This is a genomic window from Emergencia timonensis (assembly GCF_900086585.1).
Taxonomy (GTDB): Bacteria; Bacillota; Clostridia; order Peptostreptococcales; family Anaerovoracaceae; genus Senimuribacter; species Senimuribacter timonensis.
On sequence record NZ_FLKM01000008.1, the window covers coordinates 1479063 to 1497523 of the forward strand.

Genomic DNA, 18461 nt, shown 5'->3' on the forward strand with positions numbered 1-18461 from the left:
GCAGCCATATATTATATCACTTCTCATGTAGGAAAAGCAAATCGAGGACTCTTTATGTCCTGCTTCATAGGCCTCATAGCCGTTCCCATAGGAGAAAAGCCGTTGTCAATGGGACAATGCAGTGATAAGATTGAAGTAACATATTAGAAAAGAGGGTGTACCTATGAACAACGAACTGAAAATTGGATTTATCGGATTTGGCAATATGGCGCAGGCCATGGCAAAGGGACTGCTTGCAATGGACGTCTGTCAGAGCAGTCAGATCTTCGCCTGTGCAGCGCATTTTGACAAGCTGCAGAAGAACACGGAGGCGCTCGGCGTTACGGCGCTGCAGACGGCGGCAGAGGTGGCGGAAAAGGCGGATTACGTCATTCTGGCAGTGAAGCCCAATATGATAGAATCGGTCGTCGCACCGGTCGTAGATCTGCTGCAGAAAAAAGTGGTCATTTCAGTGGCGGCGGGTTTTGACTTTGGCAGGTACGAAGAAATCCTCAAGGCAGGGACGCATCATATCAGCACCATACCTAACACGCCGATTTCAGTAGGCGAAGGAATCATGATCTGCGAAGACAGACATTCTCTCAGCCAGGCGGAACTGGAAGACTTTGTGCGTATCTTCGGCAAAATCGCTCTGGTAGAAATGGTAAAACCTGCGCAGCTTTCTATTGCAGGCACTTTGAGCGGCTGTTCGCCTGCCTTTACTGCTATGTACTTGGAAGCCCTGGCGGATGCAGGCGTTCAGTACGGGTTGACCAGGGATGCCGCTTATCGTCTGGGAGCCAAAATGATCTGCGGCACCGGCAAACTGTATTTGGAGAACGGAACCCATCCAGGCGTTATGAAAGATGCGGTCTGTTCCCCGGGCGGTACGACTATCAGAGGGGTCGCCTCTTTGGAAAAAGACGGGTTCAGAGGCGCCGTTATCGGGGCCATTGATGCTATCGAGGGCTGATTGGCAGATAGAATGAAGCGTTGATAATATACATACAGAAAGTTACGATTCACGTCACAGTCATTTCTACCGCCACGGTGATTTTATACTTTTTGTGGGTAAAAATCCACTATTGGGATAATTTGCAAGGCCATTCTTGTGCAGAATAAGGGAAAGGGGTTTAAAAAGTACAAAACTATCGTGAAGGGTATTCTGAAAAACTTCTATTATTGACAAGAAGCACAAAAAAAGATAGTATGAAATTGGCGGAGATAAAAACACATCCCGGTAGGTAGTCCGGGAGCAGCTATTGGGGTATATAATCCAAAAGCTGTCAGTAACCTTCCTTCCAGGTCGTCCATTCTCACTTGCGCCACTTAAGGGAGGAATTTGTATGGACAATGTAACACTGCGCTTGAACGTGTTTTTTGAGGACCCCTTTTGGGTCGGCGTCGTTGAAAAGGTGGAGGATGGGAAACTGTCTGTCAGTAAGGTCGTTTTTGGCCCCGAACCGAAATCCTACCAAGTATATGATTACTTCATCAAAAATTACGATCAGCTAAAGTTCAGTCCAGCTGTGGAAACTGATGTAAAAGAGAAGCGGGTGAACCCAAAGCGTATGCAGAGGGAAGTGCATAAGAGCGTCGCAGTAAGCGGCATCGGCACCAAATCACAGCAGGCTTTGAAGTTGCAGCAGGAGCAGATGAAAACCAAGCGTAAGGCTAAAAGCCGTGAGCTAAAAGAGGCAGAGAAACAGCGCCGGTTTGACTTGAAACAGCAAAAGAAGAAAGAGAAGCACAGGGGCAGATAATGCCCCTGTCTCTATATGCAGAAAAGGAGGATTCATATGGGAGAGTTATCGAAACTTCCGAACATCGGAAAAGTGGTGGAGGAACAGTTAAACCAAGTAGGAATTACGACTGTAGATCAGTTGATAGATTTGGGCAGCAAAGAGGCTTGGCTGCGCATTAAGGCTATAGATGATTCTGCGTGTATCAACCGTTTACAGGGACTTGAGGGGGCGATTCAAGGAATCAAGAAGAACGACCTGCCAGAAAAGACAAAGGAAGATTTAAAAGAATTCTATCGAGAACACAAATAAAAATGGAATAAAACGACAGTTTACGCCAACTTCTGCCTGGGTAAAATATATAATATAAGGAAAAGAAAGGGCAGGAATTGGAAGATGAGAAGAGAAATGAACGCAAAATCCTGGGACCGCTTTGCTAAGATTTACGACGGTTTTATGGCAAAAGATGCGCTTGCCTATGAGCAGATGTATGATTTGATTCGCAGGAAAGTGAAGGATAAAACTGTGCTGGAATTGGCGACGGGTACGGGCCTGATTGCTGGACATATCGTAAAGAAGGCTACGCACATTGAAGCGACGGATTTTTCTGCTGAAATGATAGAAAAGGCCAAGAAAAATTACAACTCCACAAAGCTTCATTTTTCTGTGCAGGATGCCAGAACCCTGCCTTATGCCGATCAGTCCTTCGACGTTGTCATCATTGCTAATGCGCTTCACATTATGCCGGAACCAGAAAAAGCGTTAAGCGAAATCAAACGAGTGCTGAAGGATGATGGTATTTTGATCGCCCCTAATTTTACTGATGCAGACAGCAGTTTTAAGACTCGGCTCAGGCTGCGGTTCATGAGCGCCGCTGGCTTTAAACTGACGAGCAAATGGTCGGGAGATGCTTACATCGCTTTCTTGAGAAAGAATGGCTGGCTTATTGAATCAGCCAAGACGTTAAAAGCCGCCTTTCCGTTGACCTATGTAGAATGCAAAAAAGAAATGAATTCTTAATATAAAAAAGAAGTTGACATACATACTAGCGGTATGTATAATAAACATACCGCTAGTATGTAAAAGGAGGGTGTCAAGTGGCGAGGAATAAATATCCAGAAGCAACGAAGAAATTGATTATAGAGACTGCCGGCCGGCTGTTCCTTGAAAAGGGGTACGAACATACATCGATTCAGGATATCATTGATAACCTTGGAGGCTTGAGCAAAGGGGCGATTTACCATCATTTCAAATCAAAAGAAGAAATTATGATGGCAGTAGGCGACACATTTTATGCCAACTCAGAAATGAGAATGAAAGAGGTCTGTGATCGAACAGATCTTAACGGTAAGGAGAAACTGCAGGAAATCTTCAGAGTTTCTTTAGACACGCCGGCCCAGGTGGAGATGGCTACGATAGCGCCCGATATGCTGAAAAATCCACAGCTTCTCGTCATGTTTCTGAAGGATTCTGTACAGCGGGAAGCACCTGATTTGCTGACGCCGATTATAGAAGAGGGGATTCGAGACGGCTCCATTCAGTCAGAATACCCTAGGGAATTAGCTGAAGTGCTCATGCTGATTGGAAACCTTTGGATTAACCCGATGATTTATCCTGGCAGCACAGAAGAAGTTATCAAGAAGGTAGAATTTTTCAGATATTTAACTGATAAATTGGGACTTGAGGTCATCACTGATGACATAATTATTAAAATTAAAAACTTCTCTGAGGTCTTTCATGGGAATAAGGCCAAACAGTAAACAATCTGCCTTGTTCAACAGGGCAGAATCATTTTTAATTTAATACATACCGACGGTCGGTATTATTCGAGAAAGGAATTATGATATGGAACAAAACAAATTTTCTAAGGACTTTATTTTAGTAGTGATAGGTCAGATTATCTCACTCTTCGGCAACGCTGTCATGCGCTTTGCACTGCCCATGCATTTGCTCAATGTAACGGGGTCGGCGGCTTTGCTTGGAGTTGTTTCCGGTTTAGCCTTCATCCCACTGGCTATTATGTCGCCCATCGGCGGTCTAATTGCAGACCGAGTCAATAAGAAAAACATCATGGTCTGCTTGGATTTCTTTACTGCCTTTTTGGTTACCCTATTTGTATTACTGTATGGGGAAATCAATATTGTAACCATCATCTTGGTCATGTTATTCCTACTCTACGGCATTTCCGGCGCATATCAGCCGTCTGTTCAGTCCAGTATCCCTCTTCTGGTCTCAGAGGAGAAAGTGATGCCTGCCAATGCCGCCATCAACATGGTCTCTTCTCTATCCGGACTTCTGGGCCCAGCGCTTGGCGGCATGGCTTACGCCGCCTGGGGAATCATGCCTGTGCTTTATGTATGCATCGGATGCTTTATCTTTTCAGCAGTAATGGAAATTTTCATCAAAATTCCTTTTGCGAAAAGAGAAAGAAACGCCTCTCTGTTTCACGAGGCGAAAGCGGATTTGATAGAAAGTATTCACTATATCAGCAAAGAAAGATCAGAAATTGGCAAGCTGACACTTTGCTGCGCCTGCATCAATATCAGCCTGTCCGCACTGATGATTATCGGTCTTCCCGTCATCGTCATGCAGGTATTGGAATTTCCGTCATCACAAGACGCATCTCAGATGTACGGTTTCATTGAGGCGATTTTGGCGATGGGCGGTCTGGCAGGCGGTCTTTACGCAGGCATTTTTGGCAGTAAGATGGACATCAGAGGTTTCTGGAAAATGCTCCTTGCAGCAGGAATTCTGCTAATCCCGATCGGTATTGTTCTTCTGATAGACTGCAGCGCGTATACGGCATATGCAGTCATGGCTGTCAGCGGCTTGATTATCATGGCCTGCGCAACCATCTTTACGATACAGGCGATGTCGTACATACAGATTACGACGCCAGCACAGCTCATCGGAAAAGTTATCGCTTGGATCATTGCCCTATCCACCTGCGCACAGCCAATCGGTCAAGTTTTGTACGGATTCACTTTTGAAAAACTGGCAGGACATCTATGGATCATATTCTTTGTCTCTGCAGCAGTGACCGCACTCATTGCAGTCTTTGGCAAAAAAATCTGCGCGCAATTGAAATCGGTATAGAACCCAAAAAATAGAGAGGTCTGACGAATTGTCGGACCTCTCTTTCTTTTTATACTATACCATGTGCATTCCTTTGGAAATAAAATCGAAGCACATGATTCAATGAACGCTTCCTTGCAGCAAAGCTGTTTGGTTGATGCGTTCATTATACCACATTTTCAGCAAAAAATCAATTCTTGTAATAGTATTGGTGTTGGTGTAAAATTTGTCTCTACATGGGAGGGATGGATATGGATGAATTGTATTCAATTATCAGCGAACTGACAGAGCGGTACACAGGAGGAGACAGTACATCGGTGCGTTACGAAATCGCAGAACAACTCACTGAAGCGGTCTGCTACTGCATCGATCAGGTTTGGAATCACGATGGCTTAGTTCCGGAGAATCAAGAAGTACGAGGCATCTATGAAGCGGGCTGTCAAAGCGTTCTGCACAAAGTGGAAGAGGCGCAGCAGCTTTACAGCGAGATGATGAAAGACTTTGACGCCTATGGAAACCGAACCTTGCGGGAGACCATAGCTGACGGTATGGCAAAATTCTTTCTCTATTATGACGCGGACTATTGTCCGCAAGATCACATACTGACCTTAGATTATCCCGTTCTGTTGCCTTTGGAGGAGCTGCGGGGAATCGATCGGATTTTGGCCTATCTCAACTGTATCCGGCTGGAACAGAGCTTTATGAAGTTATTTCCCAGAGACTACGTCTTAAAGGTTCTGAGAAACTATAATCGAAGTTACACGATTTTGATCGTCAATCTGCCTGGAATCTTGCTTCGAAAACTGTTGGCCAATTTGCTGCTGGAGCTGCCTCTCTGGAAGACGGAACTGGAACAGCGCCACTATGAAAATCTGGCCCGATTGATACAGCGGCAAGGCAGGGATAACCTGGAACTGACCTTGTTTCGCCAGCTGCAGTCTCTAGCAGGCAGGTCGCCAGAAGTGTTTCAGTATCTGAAGAGAGAACTGGCCGATGTAGCGGCTCAATTTGTCAATGGGGCAAAGCACGATTGCCTGGAAAGGATGGTATAGATGAGTCATATTTTTGATCTCGTTCAGAGAGGACAGAGACAGCAGGAAGTGCAGACAGTTATGGACTGTAATCAGGTGTCAAAGGGTTTCGGGTTGGTTTTGACAGAGGCAGAGGCAAAGCAGCTGATGCAGAGCAGAGACGCCTCCCTGAGGGACAGCGGAAGAGTAGAATTTGGTGGTGGAATTCTGCAGGCGGTTATTTATGCATTCTGCGATTCGCCTTATATGAACCAGGCAGAGTATGCGGACAGTCTGGCACAGCTGCAGGAAATCTTTTATCTGTACAAAAGCGAAGCGCTCGATTTACTGACTGATGAAGAACTGCTCAGTTTTATGCGCAGACATTTTGACGAAACCTGCTATGGAGACATAGAATACCTCTCCGGCACCTGTCTCGAGCGATTTGCCAGAGCCATTCGCCAGGGGTACAAGACCCGCAGCGCAAAACAGGAACGTGATGAGTACCTGCTTCGTAAGGCGGACAGTGAATATTGTGATCTGGATGAAGAGGGGGGCTGGTCTGTAGAGCTGTTTCTGCAGGCCTTAGAGAACGAATTTTAAACTCTTCTTCATTCCATCTTCACCGATGACCGTGTTTGGAAAAATCTTCTGTACGGCAGTTTTATATTCAAAAGGATCAGCAATAGAAGGGCTGAAATGCGTCAGCCACAGTTCCTTGGCTGCAGCCTGTTCTGCTAGACGGGCTGCCTCAGAAAAAATCATATGAGTTCGTTCCTTTGCTTTTTCCAATTTCTCCTCTTCGCCATACATGCCTTCAAGGATTAAAATATCCGATTCCCTGCCATACTCAGCGATGGCGTCAACCGGTCTGGTATCAGTGGCGTAAGTGACTTTGAGACCTTTGCGGGCCGGACCGAGTACCATCTCTGGTGTGAACTGATTCCCTGCTGCAGAGACAGTCTCTCCTTTCTGCAGATGAGACCATAGCTGCATCGGAATGTGCAGTGATTGGGCCTTTTCCAGCAGGAATTGACCAGCTCGCGGCACTTCTATTGTGTAACCCTGACAGGGAATTCTGTGTTCCAACGGGAAATTCTGTATTTTCATTGCGCCCAAGGAAATCGGCGTGTCAATATGCCCTGTTTCTCTGACATAAACTTCAAAGGGCAGTTCTGGTGCGATGACCATGAGACCGGATAAAATTCGGCAGAGGCCGTTTGGACCCGCAATTGTAACAGGTTCTGTGCGATCTGCGTTGCCCATAGAAAGAAGCAGCCCTGCGATACCGCTGATGTGGTCAGCGTGAAAGTGGGTGATGCAGATCAGGTCGATGGACTTAAAACTGCAGCCAGCTTTGCGCAAGGCAATTTGCGTGCCTTCTCCGCAGTCGATAAGCAGTGCATGACCTTGGCATTTGATGTATAATGATGTTAAAAAGCGACTCGGGAGCGGCAGCATTCCGCCAGTTCCGACCAGGCATAAGTCCAGCATGGTAATTACCTCCAAAAGGATGTTTCTTATTTAATTTTACCATAACTGCTGACATTATGCTTGAAGAATTTAGGGTTCAGGCGGCGTGAGCACCCGAGCAGTTAAGCAACAAGCCGCGTACCGGCGAGTTTGGCGTAACGAAACAGAAGAAAACAGCCGAAACTGCGTAACGGGGCGGCATGATAACCCGGGCAGTTAAGCAACAAGCCGCGTACCGGCGAGTTTGGCGTAACGAAACAGAAGAAAACAGCCGAAACTGCGTAACGGAGCGGCATGATAACCCGGGCAGTTAAGCAGGAAGTGAACCACTAGGAGGCACTATGGAAGATAAAAGAGTTTTAATTTATGGAGATTCGAACACCCACGGATATCGCGTCAGCGATGGACTGAGATATTCTAAAGAAGAGCGATGGACGGGAATTTGTCAACAAATTACCCAGGGGAAGATAGAAATTTTAGAAGAGGGGCTCAACGGCAGAACGACTTGCTTTGATGAAGACGGTATGGAATTCAGAAATGGGCTGCAATATATACAGCCATGTATTCGCACCCACCTGCCTTTAGATATGGTCTGCGTCATGTTAGGCAGCAATGATTTGAAAGCAGCTTTTCGACTGACTGCGGAAGAAATCGCTGGCCAGGCGGCAAGGGTATTAGCCAGGGCGAGAGAGGTGGTAGAAAGCAAGTACCCGGACAGCCCGTGCGAGTATCTTTTAATCTCTCCCATTGAAGCAGGGCAGGAACTGTTGGATGGTCCTTTTGGCTGGGAATTTGAAGGACTGCTGACCATAAAAAAATCAAAGGAATTCGCCATTTGTTTCGCAAAGGAAGCACAGGATCACGACTTCCTATTCTTTGATGCGGCAAAATATGCAGCAGCTGGAAAAATCGACGGTCTGCACATGGATGCGGCAAACCACAGAAAATTGGGTGAAGCCATGGGCCGCTGGCTATTGGCACATTACGCGTAAGATCCGCCTTATTCCAGCCGAGGCCAAAGGCGGCGCCGCGCGCCTGTCCACAGTGCTGTCTGAATACATACCGCCGAAGCTAAGTGCGGGGCAGCATTTCCAGCTCTTCTAAATAGATACAGTTAGGGAAGTCTTTGTCTTCCTTTTTGACCAACTCCATGCAGCGGTCCAGATCCATCCAGATGACCTCGTCTACTTCAGATTTTTGCAGAGTCAGGCGGGCAGTCTTTACATCCCGCCACAGGCAATAGATATTACTGATCTGGTTATCCTTAAAGAGTTTTCCGTGAAAGACCTCCTGTATTTTGATGGTACGCTGACCGCAGAAACAGAGATCGTCACATGATACATCGGTAATCCCCAGTTCTTCTCTCAGTTCACGCAGGGCAGAGGTGAGAAAATCCTCTCCGGCAGGAATATGACCAGCGCTGGAAATATCATAACGGCCTGGGTTAGAGTCCTTATCTCTGCTGCGCTTCTGTAAAAGAACCTCTGTACCTGAGCTTGTTCTGCGTAGAATCCAAACGTGCGCAGTTCTATGACGAATGCCTTTCTCATGTGCAGTTTGACGATCGACCGTTTTTCCTGTGGGAAGACCTTTTTCATCTACAATATCGAGTATTTCCGTCATTTCAATCCTCGCTGTTCTCAATTAAATAATCTATAAGCTGACCGGGCTCTTCAAAGATGCCAAAGAGCTGTAAGACCTGGTCAGACATAAAACCTTCGGAGACGGTATGTTTTAGGAGCTCCACCAGTTTATCAAAATATCCGTTGACATTGAGCAGTGCAATAGGCTTGTGATGTCTGCCTAACTGCCTCAATGTAAATATCTCAAAGAATTCCTCCAGCGTACCAATCCCGCCAGGGACGACTGCGAAGCCATCGGACAGATCCTCCATGCGCTGCTTTCGTTCACGCATGGTATCTGTGAATATCATTTGACTGCAGTTTTGAAAGAGAATTCCGTCCTGCTGAAAGAATCGAGGTGCGATGCCGATGATTTCGCCGCCGTATTCTGCAGCACCTCGGCAGGCCGCACCCATCAATCCTGTGGCACCGCCGCCAAAGACCAGGCCGATCTGACGCCTGCCCATTTCTTTTCCCAATAAGTTAACGGCTTCAAAATATGCAGAAGCAAGGTGATCGCTGCTGGCACCAAATAGACAAAGTTTCATTACCTTCGTTCTCCTTTTCTATACTCGCTGACTATTTTATCACATATCGGCAGAGGATAGAATGATATCTTACAAATTTGTAAGGATTCTGTAAGTCATTTCTATGGAATCGAAATTTGTCGTAATATATAATATGTACAAAAGGGAGATACATAAAGGAGATGAAATTAATGAGCAGAAGTGGGAAAATTGCATGCGGCGCTCTGGCAGTAACTGTCATATGCGGGATATTGGGATTGATCGGTCTGGTTGTCTTTGGGGTAGACACTATTAATCAGACGGATGCAGTTCTGCCGGAGCCAGGGGACTTGATGCCGGCCTTTTATGCATTACTTGCGGTAATGGCTGGTTCCATACTTGTTATGATTGCCGCATTAGCAAAGAAAAAATAAGTTGTAGACGATATTTCCTATGTAATGAGAAAGACGAAGTGCTGTCAGGCAGAGATGCCGGACAGCACTTTTTCGTGTCTCCGCTTTCCATACGGTATCACTCCAGGGCAGCGTCTTTTTTTTCCTCTTTTTCCAAGCTGAGCAGCATAGACGCCCTTTCAAGCAGACAGCCCTGGGCAAAGGGGGAGAGGCGGAAAAAGGTATCTGTCAGTTCATTCATCTGTTCGCCGCCCATACGCTGCAGCGTCACTTGCTTAATAAACTTCTTTTTATCCAGTTCAAGGAGTACGCTGGTCCTCAAATGATAGAGCTCTGCCAGAGAGATGAGAATGTTTGCACTGATCATTTCTCTGCCAGCCTCACAGCTGCTATAGGAGGTACGCGAAATATGTAGGTAATTTGCTACCTCCTCCCGTGTATAAGCGGAAATTTTCCTGAGATAACCGATATTTTCTGCGATTCTTGCCTGCATTTTCATGTTCATTGATGATTCCTCCTGTCAGTTACATATAAATAATAGCGTTTATATATATAGAGTATCGTACTTCAAAAACGGTTTCAACTTCTGTCGAATTTTTTAGAAAAAAGTCGGAAAAAATAAGAACTTCCCTTCTAAGTTATAGAAAATTCCCCTGCTAGTTTATTTAAAAGACTGTTAACTACAAATAAACTAGTAGTTGTTAATAACTCGTCTGAGTAGGGGGAAACCAAGTGAAGTGTGATTACGAATTAAAGCATCTGGACTATATCGAGATGGGCCGAAGAATTAGAAAACAGCGAGAATTTTTGAATTTGACCCGAGAAGAACTGGCCGGTCAACTTGAAGTATCGAGTAAATTTATTGCTGATATTGAATATGGCGAAAAGGGAGTTTCAATTAAAAAACTATATTTGTTGACACAGGTGCTTGACGTATCTGCCGATTATATTCTAGCTGGGGAAGAGAATGTATTAGTAGAAGGCACTGAGAAAAGAAGGATTAAGGAAAATATACTGGAGCCTCTAAAACAGTGCAATGTGCAGCAATTAAGATGTTTGGAACAGATCGTCAGGTTTTATGTTGAGGCGTTAAAAGAAAAATGACGCTTCCAAGTAAAGAGCTGGAAGAGCGGAAAGATCTTCTCTGTGACCAGCTCGGCCTTGTAAAAGATGCGTTGTCCTTCTTCAGGGTTCCAGAAAAATACAAAGACGATTTGATACAGGAAATATTTATTGTTGCATACAAAAACATAGACAAAATAAACGACATCAGTAAGCTGAATTCCTGGCTTTATAAAATATCATACAGAAAGATGTTGTCATTCATGCAGAAACAGAGGGCATTGAACGAAAGAGAAGTTTTATATTCGCCCGAAGAATGGGAGCGAGAAGAATTTCGAGAGTCAGAGGCGATCTTGGTATGGGATATCATAGACGGCTATTTTGACGACAGCGATATTTATGAATTGGTAGAGAAGCTGAAATATCCAGCGCCGCAGATTATTCGGCTCCGCTTCGTAGACGGATTCATGCTGAAGGAGATTTCTGAAATGCTCGGTTTGAAGTATAACACAGTCAAAACAATAGAATACCGGGCATTTAAACAGTTGAAGCAGATGATTGAGAATGAGGGGAAAGAATCTGAGGACGATATAGAAGCATAGAGGAGAAAATATTTAACAATAACGTGGCACATCCTGGTGAATTATGGTAAGATTAAGATAACTTATCGTTATGCTGATTTCAGGGATGTGCTTTTTCTATGGACAAAATGAATCAAAGACCGTTGGAGCTTTTAAAGAACTTTTGCTATTACAACTTTATTCAGAGGGACTATCAGCGTGCTGCCCATTGCCTGAGCAGTGATATCCACTGGTTCGGAACTGGAGAAAATGAGGAGGTTCATAACAGGAGGCAGGCTGTTGCCTATCTGAAAAATGAAATTTCCTCCTTCCCCGAAAGCTATGAATTAGAATACATCGAAGAGTCTGAGAAGCTGCTTTTCGGTGATATTGGATCTGCCTACGCTAAAGTCAATGTGACGGGCGGAGGCTTATTTTTGCCATGCAGAATCTCAATGACCACATGTGTAGAAGAGGGCAGAACTGTCATCTGTTCTCTGCACATATCCCTTCCGGAGTTAATGCAGCAGAGTGGGACGTATATTCCTTTTTCCATGGCAGAAGGGTATGTAAAGGAGAAGGCTTTCGATTTCTTTAATGAAGCTATCTCCGGCGGTATGATAGGCGGATATGTGGAAGAAGGTTTTCCCTTTTACTTTGTCAACAAAGCGATGCTGGATTACCTGGATTATGAAAGTGAAGCGGAGTTCGTAACGGCTATCGGCGGTCTGATTAAAAATTGTGTGCACCCTGAAGACAGAGAAAAGGTAAGCTGTGAGCTGAAAGATCAGTTGGCTCAGGGCGACGACTATCAGGTAACCTATCGAATGCTGAAAAAAGATGGCAGTTTTATCTGGGTCGATAATAAAGGAAGAGCTTCGTCACTGCCCAATGGAAGAAGGGCCGTCTATAGTATCTGCATGGATATTACTCCGCTTATAGAGGCTAACGAGGATTTGGAGCGCCTCAATTGGGAGATACAGAATTTAATTAACGCCATACCCGGCGGCGTAGTAACCTTCAAGATTTTGGACAACCTTGTGGAATGTCTGTATTTTTCAGAAGGCGTCGCGCAGATGTGCGGCTACACCTCGCAGGAATACCGCCGTGAATTAGAAAAAAACGGACTGGGGCGCATGATCAATGAGAATGACCTGTATAGAGTCGTGTCCGCCATTGAGGAAGCTGTCAATAACGACAGCGGCATAGACCTCACCTATCGATTGAATGGCAAATCAGGCAACGAGACGGTGTGGGTAAACTTTCAGGGGCGGAAGCTGCGGGAAGAAGACGGTCGTCCGATCATACATGGCGTTATCCACAATCTTTCGCAGGAGTCGCAGCTTTATGTGGACTTGCTCAACGAAACGGATCGAATCATGTTTGTTGCTGATGCGCAGACTCGTGAAATTCTATACGCCAATGATACGGCTGCAAAATACAGAGGTCACGAAATAGGCAGTCACATCGGCGAATACTGCTATCGTTACCTCAGAGGTCAAGAAATGCCGTGCAGCTGGTGCGATGTCGATCGTTTGAATGACAATTGTCTCATTAGCAGTCTGGAAACTGATTTAGAGAACGGACGGACTTTCAAGGTGCGCGGCAAGCGCATAGATTGGCGCGGACGAGAGGCCTTTGTCAAGTACGCCGAAGATATTACTGAGCTCCTTACAGCACAGGAAAAGGCGGAGCGGCAGTCTGATTATCAAAGGAATCTTTACGATACCTTGCCGTGCGGAATCGTGCAGTTTAATACTAATAATGATGGTACTGTTTTATGTAGCTACGCTAACCGGATGTGCTATACCATACTGGGTATAGATGATTCCTCCTGCAGCTTGGTTGAAACCAATATGCTGGACTTTGTTGTAGAAGAAGATGAAGAAGAACTGCTCAGCCGGCTACAGAGAGTCTCCAATGCAGAGACACCGGAATTTTTTGAACATAGAATTGTAAGGACGGACAATTCTGATGCCTGGATCAGTGGGGTTATGACGAAAATTGAAGATATCGATGGTCAAGACCTGATTCAGAGCGTTTTTTATGATATCACAGAGCAGAAGAAGATCGAGAACGCACTGAAAGAAAGTAAATTAAGGAATACCATGGCCTTGGATTCTACAGGCTTAGCCATATGGACCTATGACGTTACCAATCAAACTTTCTGCAACACGAGCAAAGGGGCCCATATCATCGATTATGATGAAAAAATCGAAGGCTCTTACCGGACCGTAATCGGCAATGGCCACATAATGACAGAAAGCATCGACGATTATATAACCCTGCATCAAGCGATTGAGAAAGGAGAGCCGTATTCAGAAGCGATAATACACTTTAACCCTCACAAAGCGGACATTGAATGGCAGAAAATCAGGTATTCTACAATCTACGATGAAAAGGGAGCTGTCGTCAGCGCAGTTGGCGTCGGTGAAGATATCACGCCATTGATGGAAGCTGAAAATCGCTTTACAGAAGAGCTGCTGTATCGTCAGGCGCTGCGAGACAAAATCATCGCTTCTTATAAGCTGAATTTGACGCAGAACATTGTAGCCAGTGCGGAGACAGACTTTGAACACTTTGAGCACATTACAGGAGAGTCGGCAGATAAATACTTTGAAATGGTGTATGCGGATATTCCTGATCTCCATGAGCGGGAAAGATTCAGAAAGATGTTCAGCCGCAAAGCGTTGCTGCACAGTTATGCCAGCGGAACGACTACCTTGAACTTAGAGAATATAAGATATTTTAACAGTGACAAAAACCTGTGGCTTCTGACCACAGCCCACATCATGAAAAAGCCGGAATCCAGTGACATCGTATGTTTTATCTATTGTCAGGATATTACCTATGAAAAAATGCTGAAAAATATCATGGATACCATTATTCAGACCGACTACGATTTTGCGATTGCAATTGACGGGAGGACCGGTATGTCCACCCAGTTCAGTACCTGTGACGACTGTGAAGAGGAATCCATGGATCTGCAGTCAGATATGGCAAAATACGAAGACTTTGTAAAATGCCGAAGCAAAGCATTAATCGATGAAGAAAGCCGGCTCCAATTTTTACAGCAGACCAGCTTAGATGTGGTTTTGCAGAAACTGGCGGAGGAAGACAGCTACAATCTTACGTATACCATGCATAACCGCGCTCAAGACGTGCGATGCAAGAGTCTGCATTATTGTTATATAGACAGGGAATATCAGACTATTCTCTGCACGCGTTCTGATGTGACCAACATCCTGGCAGAACAGGAGCGGAAGAACAATGAACTGCAAGCAGCTCTGCATATGGCCAAAGAGGCAAATAACATCAAGTCTGACTTCATGGCCAGGATGAGCCATGAAATCCGCACGCCTCTTAACGCAATCATCGGTCTTGCCGAAATTCAAAAGCTCAATAAAAAAGATGCCGAGATGTGCAGTGACTGCGCAGACAAGACGTTGTCTTCGGCTGAATATTTGCTATCGTTAATAAACGATATTCTTGATATGTCCAGGATTGAAAGCGGCAAAATCATCTTGGCAAAAGAACCGTTTTCCTGTAAAGACATGATTGATGACATCAATGCAATGATCGCCTCTCAGACAAAGCTGAAGCATATTCACTATCAATTTATAAATAGTGTGCAAAATGATTATTTCTTCCGCGGTGATGAAACCAGAATCAAGCAGATTCTCTTAAATCTGCTGAATAATGCCATCAAGTTTACAGCTGATGGGGGCACGGTGAGACTGCAGTATGAAGTTCTTACAGTCATGAATGGGAAAGGACGGGTCAGATTTACGGTTTCTGATTCCGGCATCGGCATATCAAAAGAGTTTTTAAAACGGATCTTTGAACCGTTTACGCAGGAACACGATGGCACGATCACTGAGTACCAGGGGAGCGGATTAGGATTGGCGATAGCAAGAAATCTGGCCAGACTCATGGATGGCGATATTGCAGTAGAAAGTCAGATTGGGCAGGGCACGATCTTCGAAACAACGCTCTGTCTGGAAACCGCAGAAGGAATCACAGAACTGGAATCCGAAGAGTTCTGCCGGAAGAGCTACGCAGACTTTAAAGGAAAGGTTTTCCTTCTATGCGAAGATCATCCGCTGAACACCATGGTGGCGACAAAGCTCTTAGAAGCGAAAGGCGCCAAGATTATCCACGCTAAGGACGGCAAGATGGGCGTGCGTTTGTTCGAAGAGAGCGAATCAAGTACTTTTGATGTGATTTTAATGGACATCAGGATGCCTGTCATGGACGGACTGACGGCGGCAAAAAAAATCAGATCACTGTCTCGTCCAGACGCTGACACGGTACCGATTATCGCCATGACAGCCAACGCATATGCAGAAGATATTGAAAAATCCAAAGAAGCAGGTATGAACGCTCATCTGGCGAAACCCATTGAGGCACAGCTCCTCTATTCTACGATTGATCAGTTTTTACAGGAGTGAACCATTCAGATTGACTTTGCCAGAAAACGTGTTAAGATATAGTTCAAAAAGAGAATACAGGCTGATAGAATTCTAATGCATATCAGTGTCAGCCTTTGGTAAAATAAAAAAGAAGTACTGTCGGTATTGTGGACAAAAGGAGGAATTTATGAGTATTAAAGTTGCAATTAATGGATTTGGAAGAATTGGCAGACTGGCGTTTCGTAAAATATTTGGCGATCCGGAATTTGAGATTGTCGCCGTCAACGACTTGACAAAACCTGAAATGCTGGCCTATCTTCTCAAATATGATAGTGTGCAGGGGGCCTATAGAGGCCACACTGTAGAGCATAATGAGGAATTTATTACTGTGGATGGAGAGAAGATCAATATCTACGCGGAACCAGATCCGGCAAAACTGCCGTGGAAAGCTCTTGATGTAGACGTGGTTCTCGAGTGCACAGGCTTTTTCGCATCCAAGGCGAAATCCCAGGCTCATATCGATGCAGGCGCAAAAAAAGTTTTAATCTCTGCTCCCGCGGGAAATGATCTGCCGACCATCGTATACGGCGTAAATCATGAGACGTTGAAGAAAGACGATTTGATTGTCTCCGGCGCCAGTTGCACGACCAACTGCCTTGCGCCTATGGCAAAGGCGCTGAACAACTACAGAGAGCTGAGAACAGGCTTTATGACTACCATTCACGCCTACACAGGGGATCAGATGATTTTAGACGGACCGCACAAAAAGGGCGATTTTAGGCGTGCCCGCGCAGGAGCTATCAACATCGTGCCTAACAGCACTGGTGCGGCAAAGGCCATTGGCCTGGTCATTCCTGAGCTTGACGGCAAGCTGATCGGTTCAGCCCAGAGAGTTCCGGTACCATCAGGCTCCATCACCATTTTGGACGCCACCCTGAAGGACGACACCGAGAGCGTCAGTGTAGAAGGTCTCAACGCAGCCATGAAAGCGGCGGCGGACGAATCCTTCGGCTATTCTGAGGAGGAACTGGTGTCCAGTGACATCATCGGCATGTCCTACGGTTCTCTCTTTGATGCCACCCAGACCCTGGCCCAGAGATGCGGAACAAAGATCTACGAGGTCAGAGTGGTTTCCTGGTACGACAACGAGATGAGCTATACCTGCCAGCTGATCAGAACCCTCAGGTATATGGCAAAACTGCAGTAGAGATGCGGGTATCAAAGGGGCTGCCTTCACGAAACCAGAGGAGCCGACCTCAAAAGTCGGCTGAATCAGACCAAACGGCGCAAACGTCTATTTTTAGATAGCGTTACGCCGTTTTTTCGTTGGTAGAAGCAATTTAAAGTGAAAAGTGATTACTATATTGATCAGATTGGCTAAATTGTGGATGGACTCTTAACTATGTTAAACAAAAGTGCCACCTATACTCCTTTTTGCTATTAAAAACGGAGCAAAACGGTATATATGTCTCCTGGTTTTGCGTGCAAACGGCGTAAAGCATCTGATAAACAGTGTTTTGCGCCGTTTCTGCGTTGATCCAGGCAGCCACTTTTGTTCAAGAGGAGCGCGGTATCTTAAGAATTCTTAAGTGGTCTTTTTCTTTTATATTAGATATAATAAAGTTAGAAGAAAGAGGAGGTGATGAGATGGAAATAAAGGAATTGGAACCGAAAACAGAGCCTGAGGAAATCGAAGAAACAGAAAAGGCTTTGGTGGAACCAGATAGAAAGAGTTCCCTTGGCTGGAAGGGTTTGGTGGGCATTCCCATCGCCGCATATTTAGGACTGTCTTTTGTCATCGGTATATTGATGGTATTCCTTTTGATGGACATGGACGGCGGTCTTTCCCAAGCGATGAATCTTTCACTGTGGCTCCTAAACGGCCAGACTGTGATTATTTTTTTCTTGTGCAAATATTTGATACGCTGCAATAAAGTTATCAAACTGAAGTGGAGGCCGGTGCAAGGGACAGGCGGAAAAACCCTCATTGCGGTGCTGGTATACAGCCTTGCCATGATCGCTTTTGAATATGGCTTATCCGATATCATAAGTGATTTTGTCGATACAGAAGAAGCCAACCAGATGATTATAGAATATTTCCAGTTCGGCAACATTGCTCTTGCGGTAATATTAGTGGTGGTCGTAACGCCTCTGGCAGAAGAAATGCTCTTCCGCGGAACCCTTTTTGGCGGACTGCGGGAGCGGTATGGATTCTGGACGGCGGCAATCATCAGTTCAGCCGTCTTTGCCGTCATGCACCTGAACCCTTGGTCCATCGTATGTACCTTCATCATCGGCATGTTCTATGCGCTGCTCTTTGAAAAGACGGGAAGTCTGGTCTACTCCATGATCGGCCACGGCATCAATAATCTGATCGCTGTGATTTCTCTGGCTGTACCTGAAGTACCGTTTAGCGCGACCCTCGGTCCGGTCATATCCGCTGCTGCCATGGCACTGATGGTGACTGTATATATTAAAGTTTACAAGAGGCAGACTGGAGAGGAACTGGACATTCAAGTGTTCAAGGAGGACCTCTCTTATGTGGATGAAAAGTATCAGAGAGTAGGGCAGGAAGAAGAAGGGAATAGTAATGGATAGCAATCAATA

The 18461-nt window shown here is 45.4% G+C and carries 19 protein-coding genes; 15 read left to right on the forward strand and 4 right to left on the reverse strand.

Annotated elements, in window-relative coordinates:
* Positions 1-163: 163 nt before the first annotated feature.
* From proC to BN6539_RS08105, 8 genes are all read left to right on the forward strand, one after another.
* The gene (gene proC, locus BN6539_RS08070; protein ID WP_067536272.1) at positions 164-952 is read left to right on the forward strand and encodes a pyrroline-5-carboxylate reductase; all 789 of its coding nucleotides are present in this window, start codon (positions 164-166) and stop codon (positions 950-952) included.
* A gap of 373 nt (positions 953-1325) precedes the next feature.
* On the forward strand, positions 1326-1742 hold the full coding sequence (locus BN6539_RS08075; protein WP_067536275.1) for a YjdF family protein: 417 nt from the start codon (positions 1326-1328) through the stop codon (positions 1740-1742).
* 36 nt (positions 1743-1778) lie between these two features.
* Positions 1779-2033: a TfoX/Sxy family protein gene (locus BN6539_RS08080; RefSeq protein ID WP_067536278.1), complete on the forward strand. Its 255-nt coding sequence runs from the start codon at positions 1779-1781 to the stop codon at positions 2031-2033.
* A gap of 84 nt (positions 2034-2117) precedes the next feature.
* Complete coding sequence (locus BN6539_RS08085) at positions 2118-2741, forward strand: class I SAM-dependent methyltransferase (protein WP_067536281.1); 624 nt, start codon at positions 2118-2120, stop codon at positions 2739-2741.
* A gap of 77 nt (positions 2742-2818) precedes the next feature.
* On the forward strand, positions 2819-3481 hold the full coding sequence (locus BN6539_RS08090) for a TetR/AcrR family transcriptional regulator (protein WP_067536284.1): 663 nt from the start codon (positions 2819-2821) through the stop codon (positions 3479-3481).
* A gap of 85 nt (positions 3482-3566) precedes the next feature.
* On the forward strand, positions 3567-4817 hold the full coding sequence (locus BN6539_RS08095; protein WP_067536287.1) for an MFS transporter: 1251 nt from the start codon (positions 3567-3569) through the stop codon (positions 4815-4817).
* Between the two features lie 230 nt (positions 4818-5047).
* Entirely contained in the window at positions 5048-5848 is an 801-nt protein-coding gene (locus tag BN6539_RS08100) for a DUF6179 domain-containing protein (protein WP_067536290.1), read from the forward strand.
* On the forward strand, positions 5849-6409 hold the full coding sequence (locus BN6539_RS08105) for a DUF6323 family protein (RefSeq protein WP_067536294.1): 561 nt from the start codon (positions 5849-5851) through the stop codon (positions 6407-6409).
* Here BN6539_RS08105 and BN6539_RS08110 read toward each other — a convergent pair.
* Entirely contained in the window at positions 6392-7300 is a 909-nt protein-coding gene (locus BN6539_RS08110) for a ribonuclease Z (protein ID WP_067536297.1), read from the reverse strand. The genes BN6539_RS08105 and BN6539_RS08110 overlap by 18 nt on opposite strands.
* A 320-nt stretch (positions 7301-7620) precedes the next feature.
* On the opposite strand from BN6539_RS08110, the gene BN6539_RS08115 reads away from it, so the two are divergent.
* Positions 7621-8271 carry a GDSL-type esterase/lipase family protein gene (locus tag BN6539_RS08115; RefSeq protein WP_067536300.1) on the forward strand — a complete coding sequence of 217 codons (651 nt, stop codon included), beginning with the start codon at positions 7621-7623 and terminating at the stop codon, positions 8269-8271.
* Positions 8272-8350: 79 nt separating this feature from the next.
* Here the strand turns inward: BN6539_RS08115 and BN6539_RS08120 are convergent, their stop codons facing one another.
* Positions 8351-8902 (reverse strand): NUDIX hydrolase, encoded by a 552-nt coding sequence (locus tag BN6539_RS08120; protein WP_067536303.1) that lies wholly within the window; start codon positions 8900-8902, stop codon positions 8351-8353.
* Between the two features lies 1 nt (position 8903).
* On the reverse strand, positions 8904-9449 hold the full coding sequence (locus BN6539_RS08125; protein WP_067536306.1) for an LOG family protein: 546 nt from the start codon (positions 9447-9449) through the stop codon (positions 8904-8906).
* A 170-nt stretch (positions 9450-9619) separates the two neighbouring features.
* Here BN6539_RS08125 and BN6539_RS08130 point away from each other — a divergent pair, with 170 nt between their 5' ends.
* Positions 9620-9841 (forward strand): hypothetical protein, encoded by a 222-nt coding sequence (locus BN6539_RS08130; protein ID WP_067536309.1) that lies wholly within the window; start codon positions 9620-9622, stop codon positions 9839-9841.
* Between the two features lie 97 nt (positions 9842-9938).
* Here the strand turns inward: BN6539_RS08130 and BN6539_RS08135 are convergent, their stop codons facing one another.
* Positions 9939-10325: a helix-turn-helix domain-containing protein gene (locus BN6539_RS08135; protein ID WP_067536311.1), complete on the reverse strand. Its 387-nt coding sequence runs from the start codon at positions 10323-10325 to the stop codon at positions 9939-9941.
* A 227-nt stretch (positions 10326-10552) separates the two neighbouring features.
* On the opposite strand from BN6539_RS08135, the gene BN6539_RS08140 reads away from it, so the two are divergent.
* The 5 genes from BN6539_RS08140 (at position 10553) to BN6539_RS08160 (ending at position 18452) form a co-directional block, all read left to right on the forward strand.
* Entirely contained in the window at positions 10553-10924 is a 372-nt protein-coding gene (locus BN6539_RS08140) for a helix-turn-helix domain-containing protein (RefSeq protein ID WP_067536314.1), read from the forward strand.
* Positions 10921-11484 (forward strand): RNA polymerase sigma factor, encoded by a 564-nt coding sequence (locus BN6539_RS08145; protein WP_067536317.1) that lies wholly within the window; start codon positions 10921-10923, stop codon positions 11482-11484. Before BN6539_RS08140 ends, BN6539_RS08145 begins: the two co-directional genes overlap by 4 nt.
* A 98-nt stretch (positions 11485-11582) precedes the next feature.
* Positions 11583-15893, forward strand: coding sequence for a PAS domain-containing protein (locus BN6539_RS08150; RefSeq protein ID WP_067536320.1), 4311 nt, complete (start codon positions 11583-11585; stop codon positions 15891-15893).
* A gap of 148 nt (positions 15894-16041) precedes the next feature.
* A complete protein-coding gene (gap, locus tag BN6539_RS08155; protein ID WP_067536324.1) occupies positions 16042-17061 on the forward strand; it encodes a type I glyceraldehyde-3-phosphate dehydrogenase in 1020 nt (339 codons plus the stop codon).
* 440 nt (positions 17062-17501) lie between these two features.
* Positions 17502-18452, forward strand: coding sequence for a CPBP family intramembrane glutamic endopeptidase (locus BN6539_RS08160; protein ID WP_067536328.1), 951 nt, complete (start codon positions 17502-17504; stop codon positions 18450-18452).
* The last annotated feature ends 9 nt before the right edge of the window (positions 18453-18461 follow it).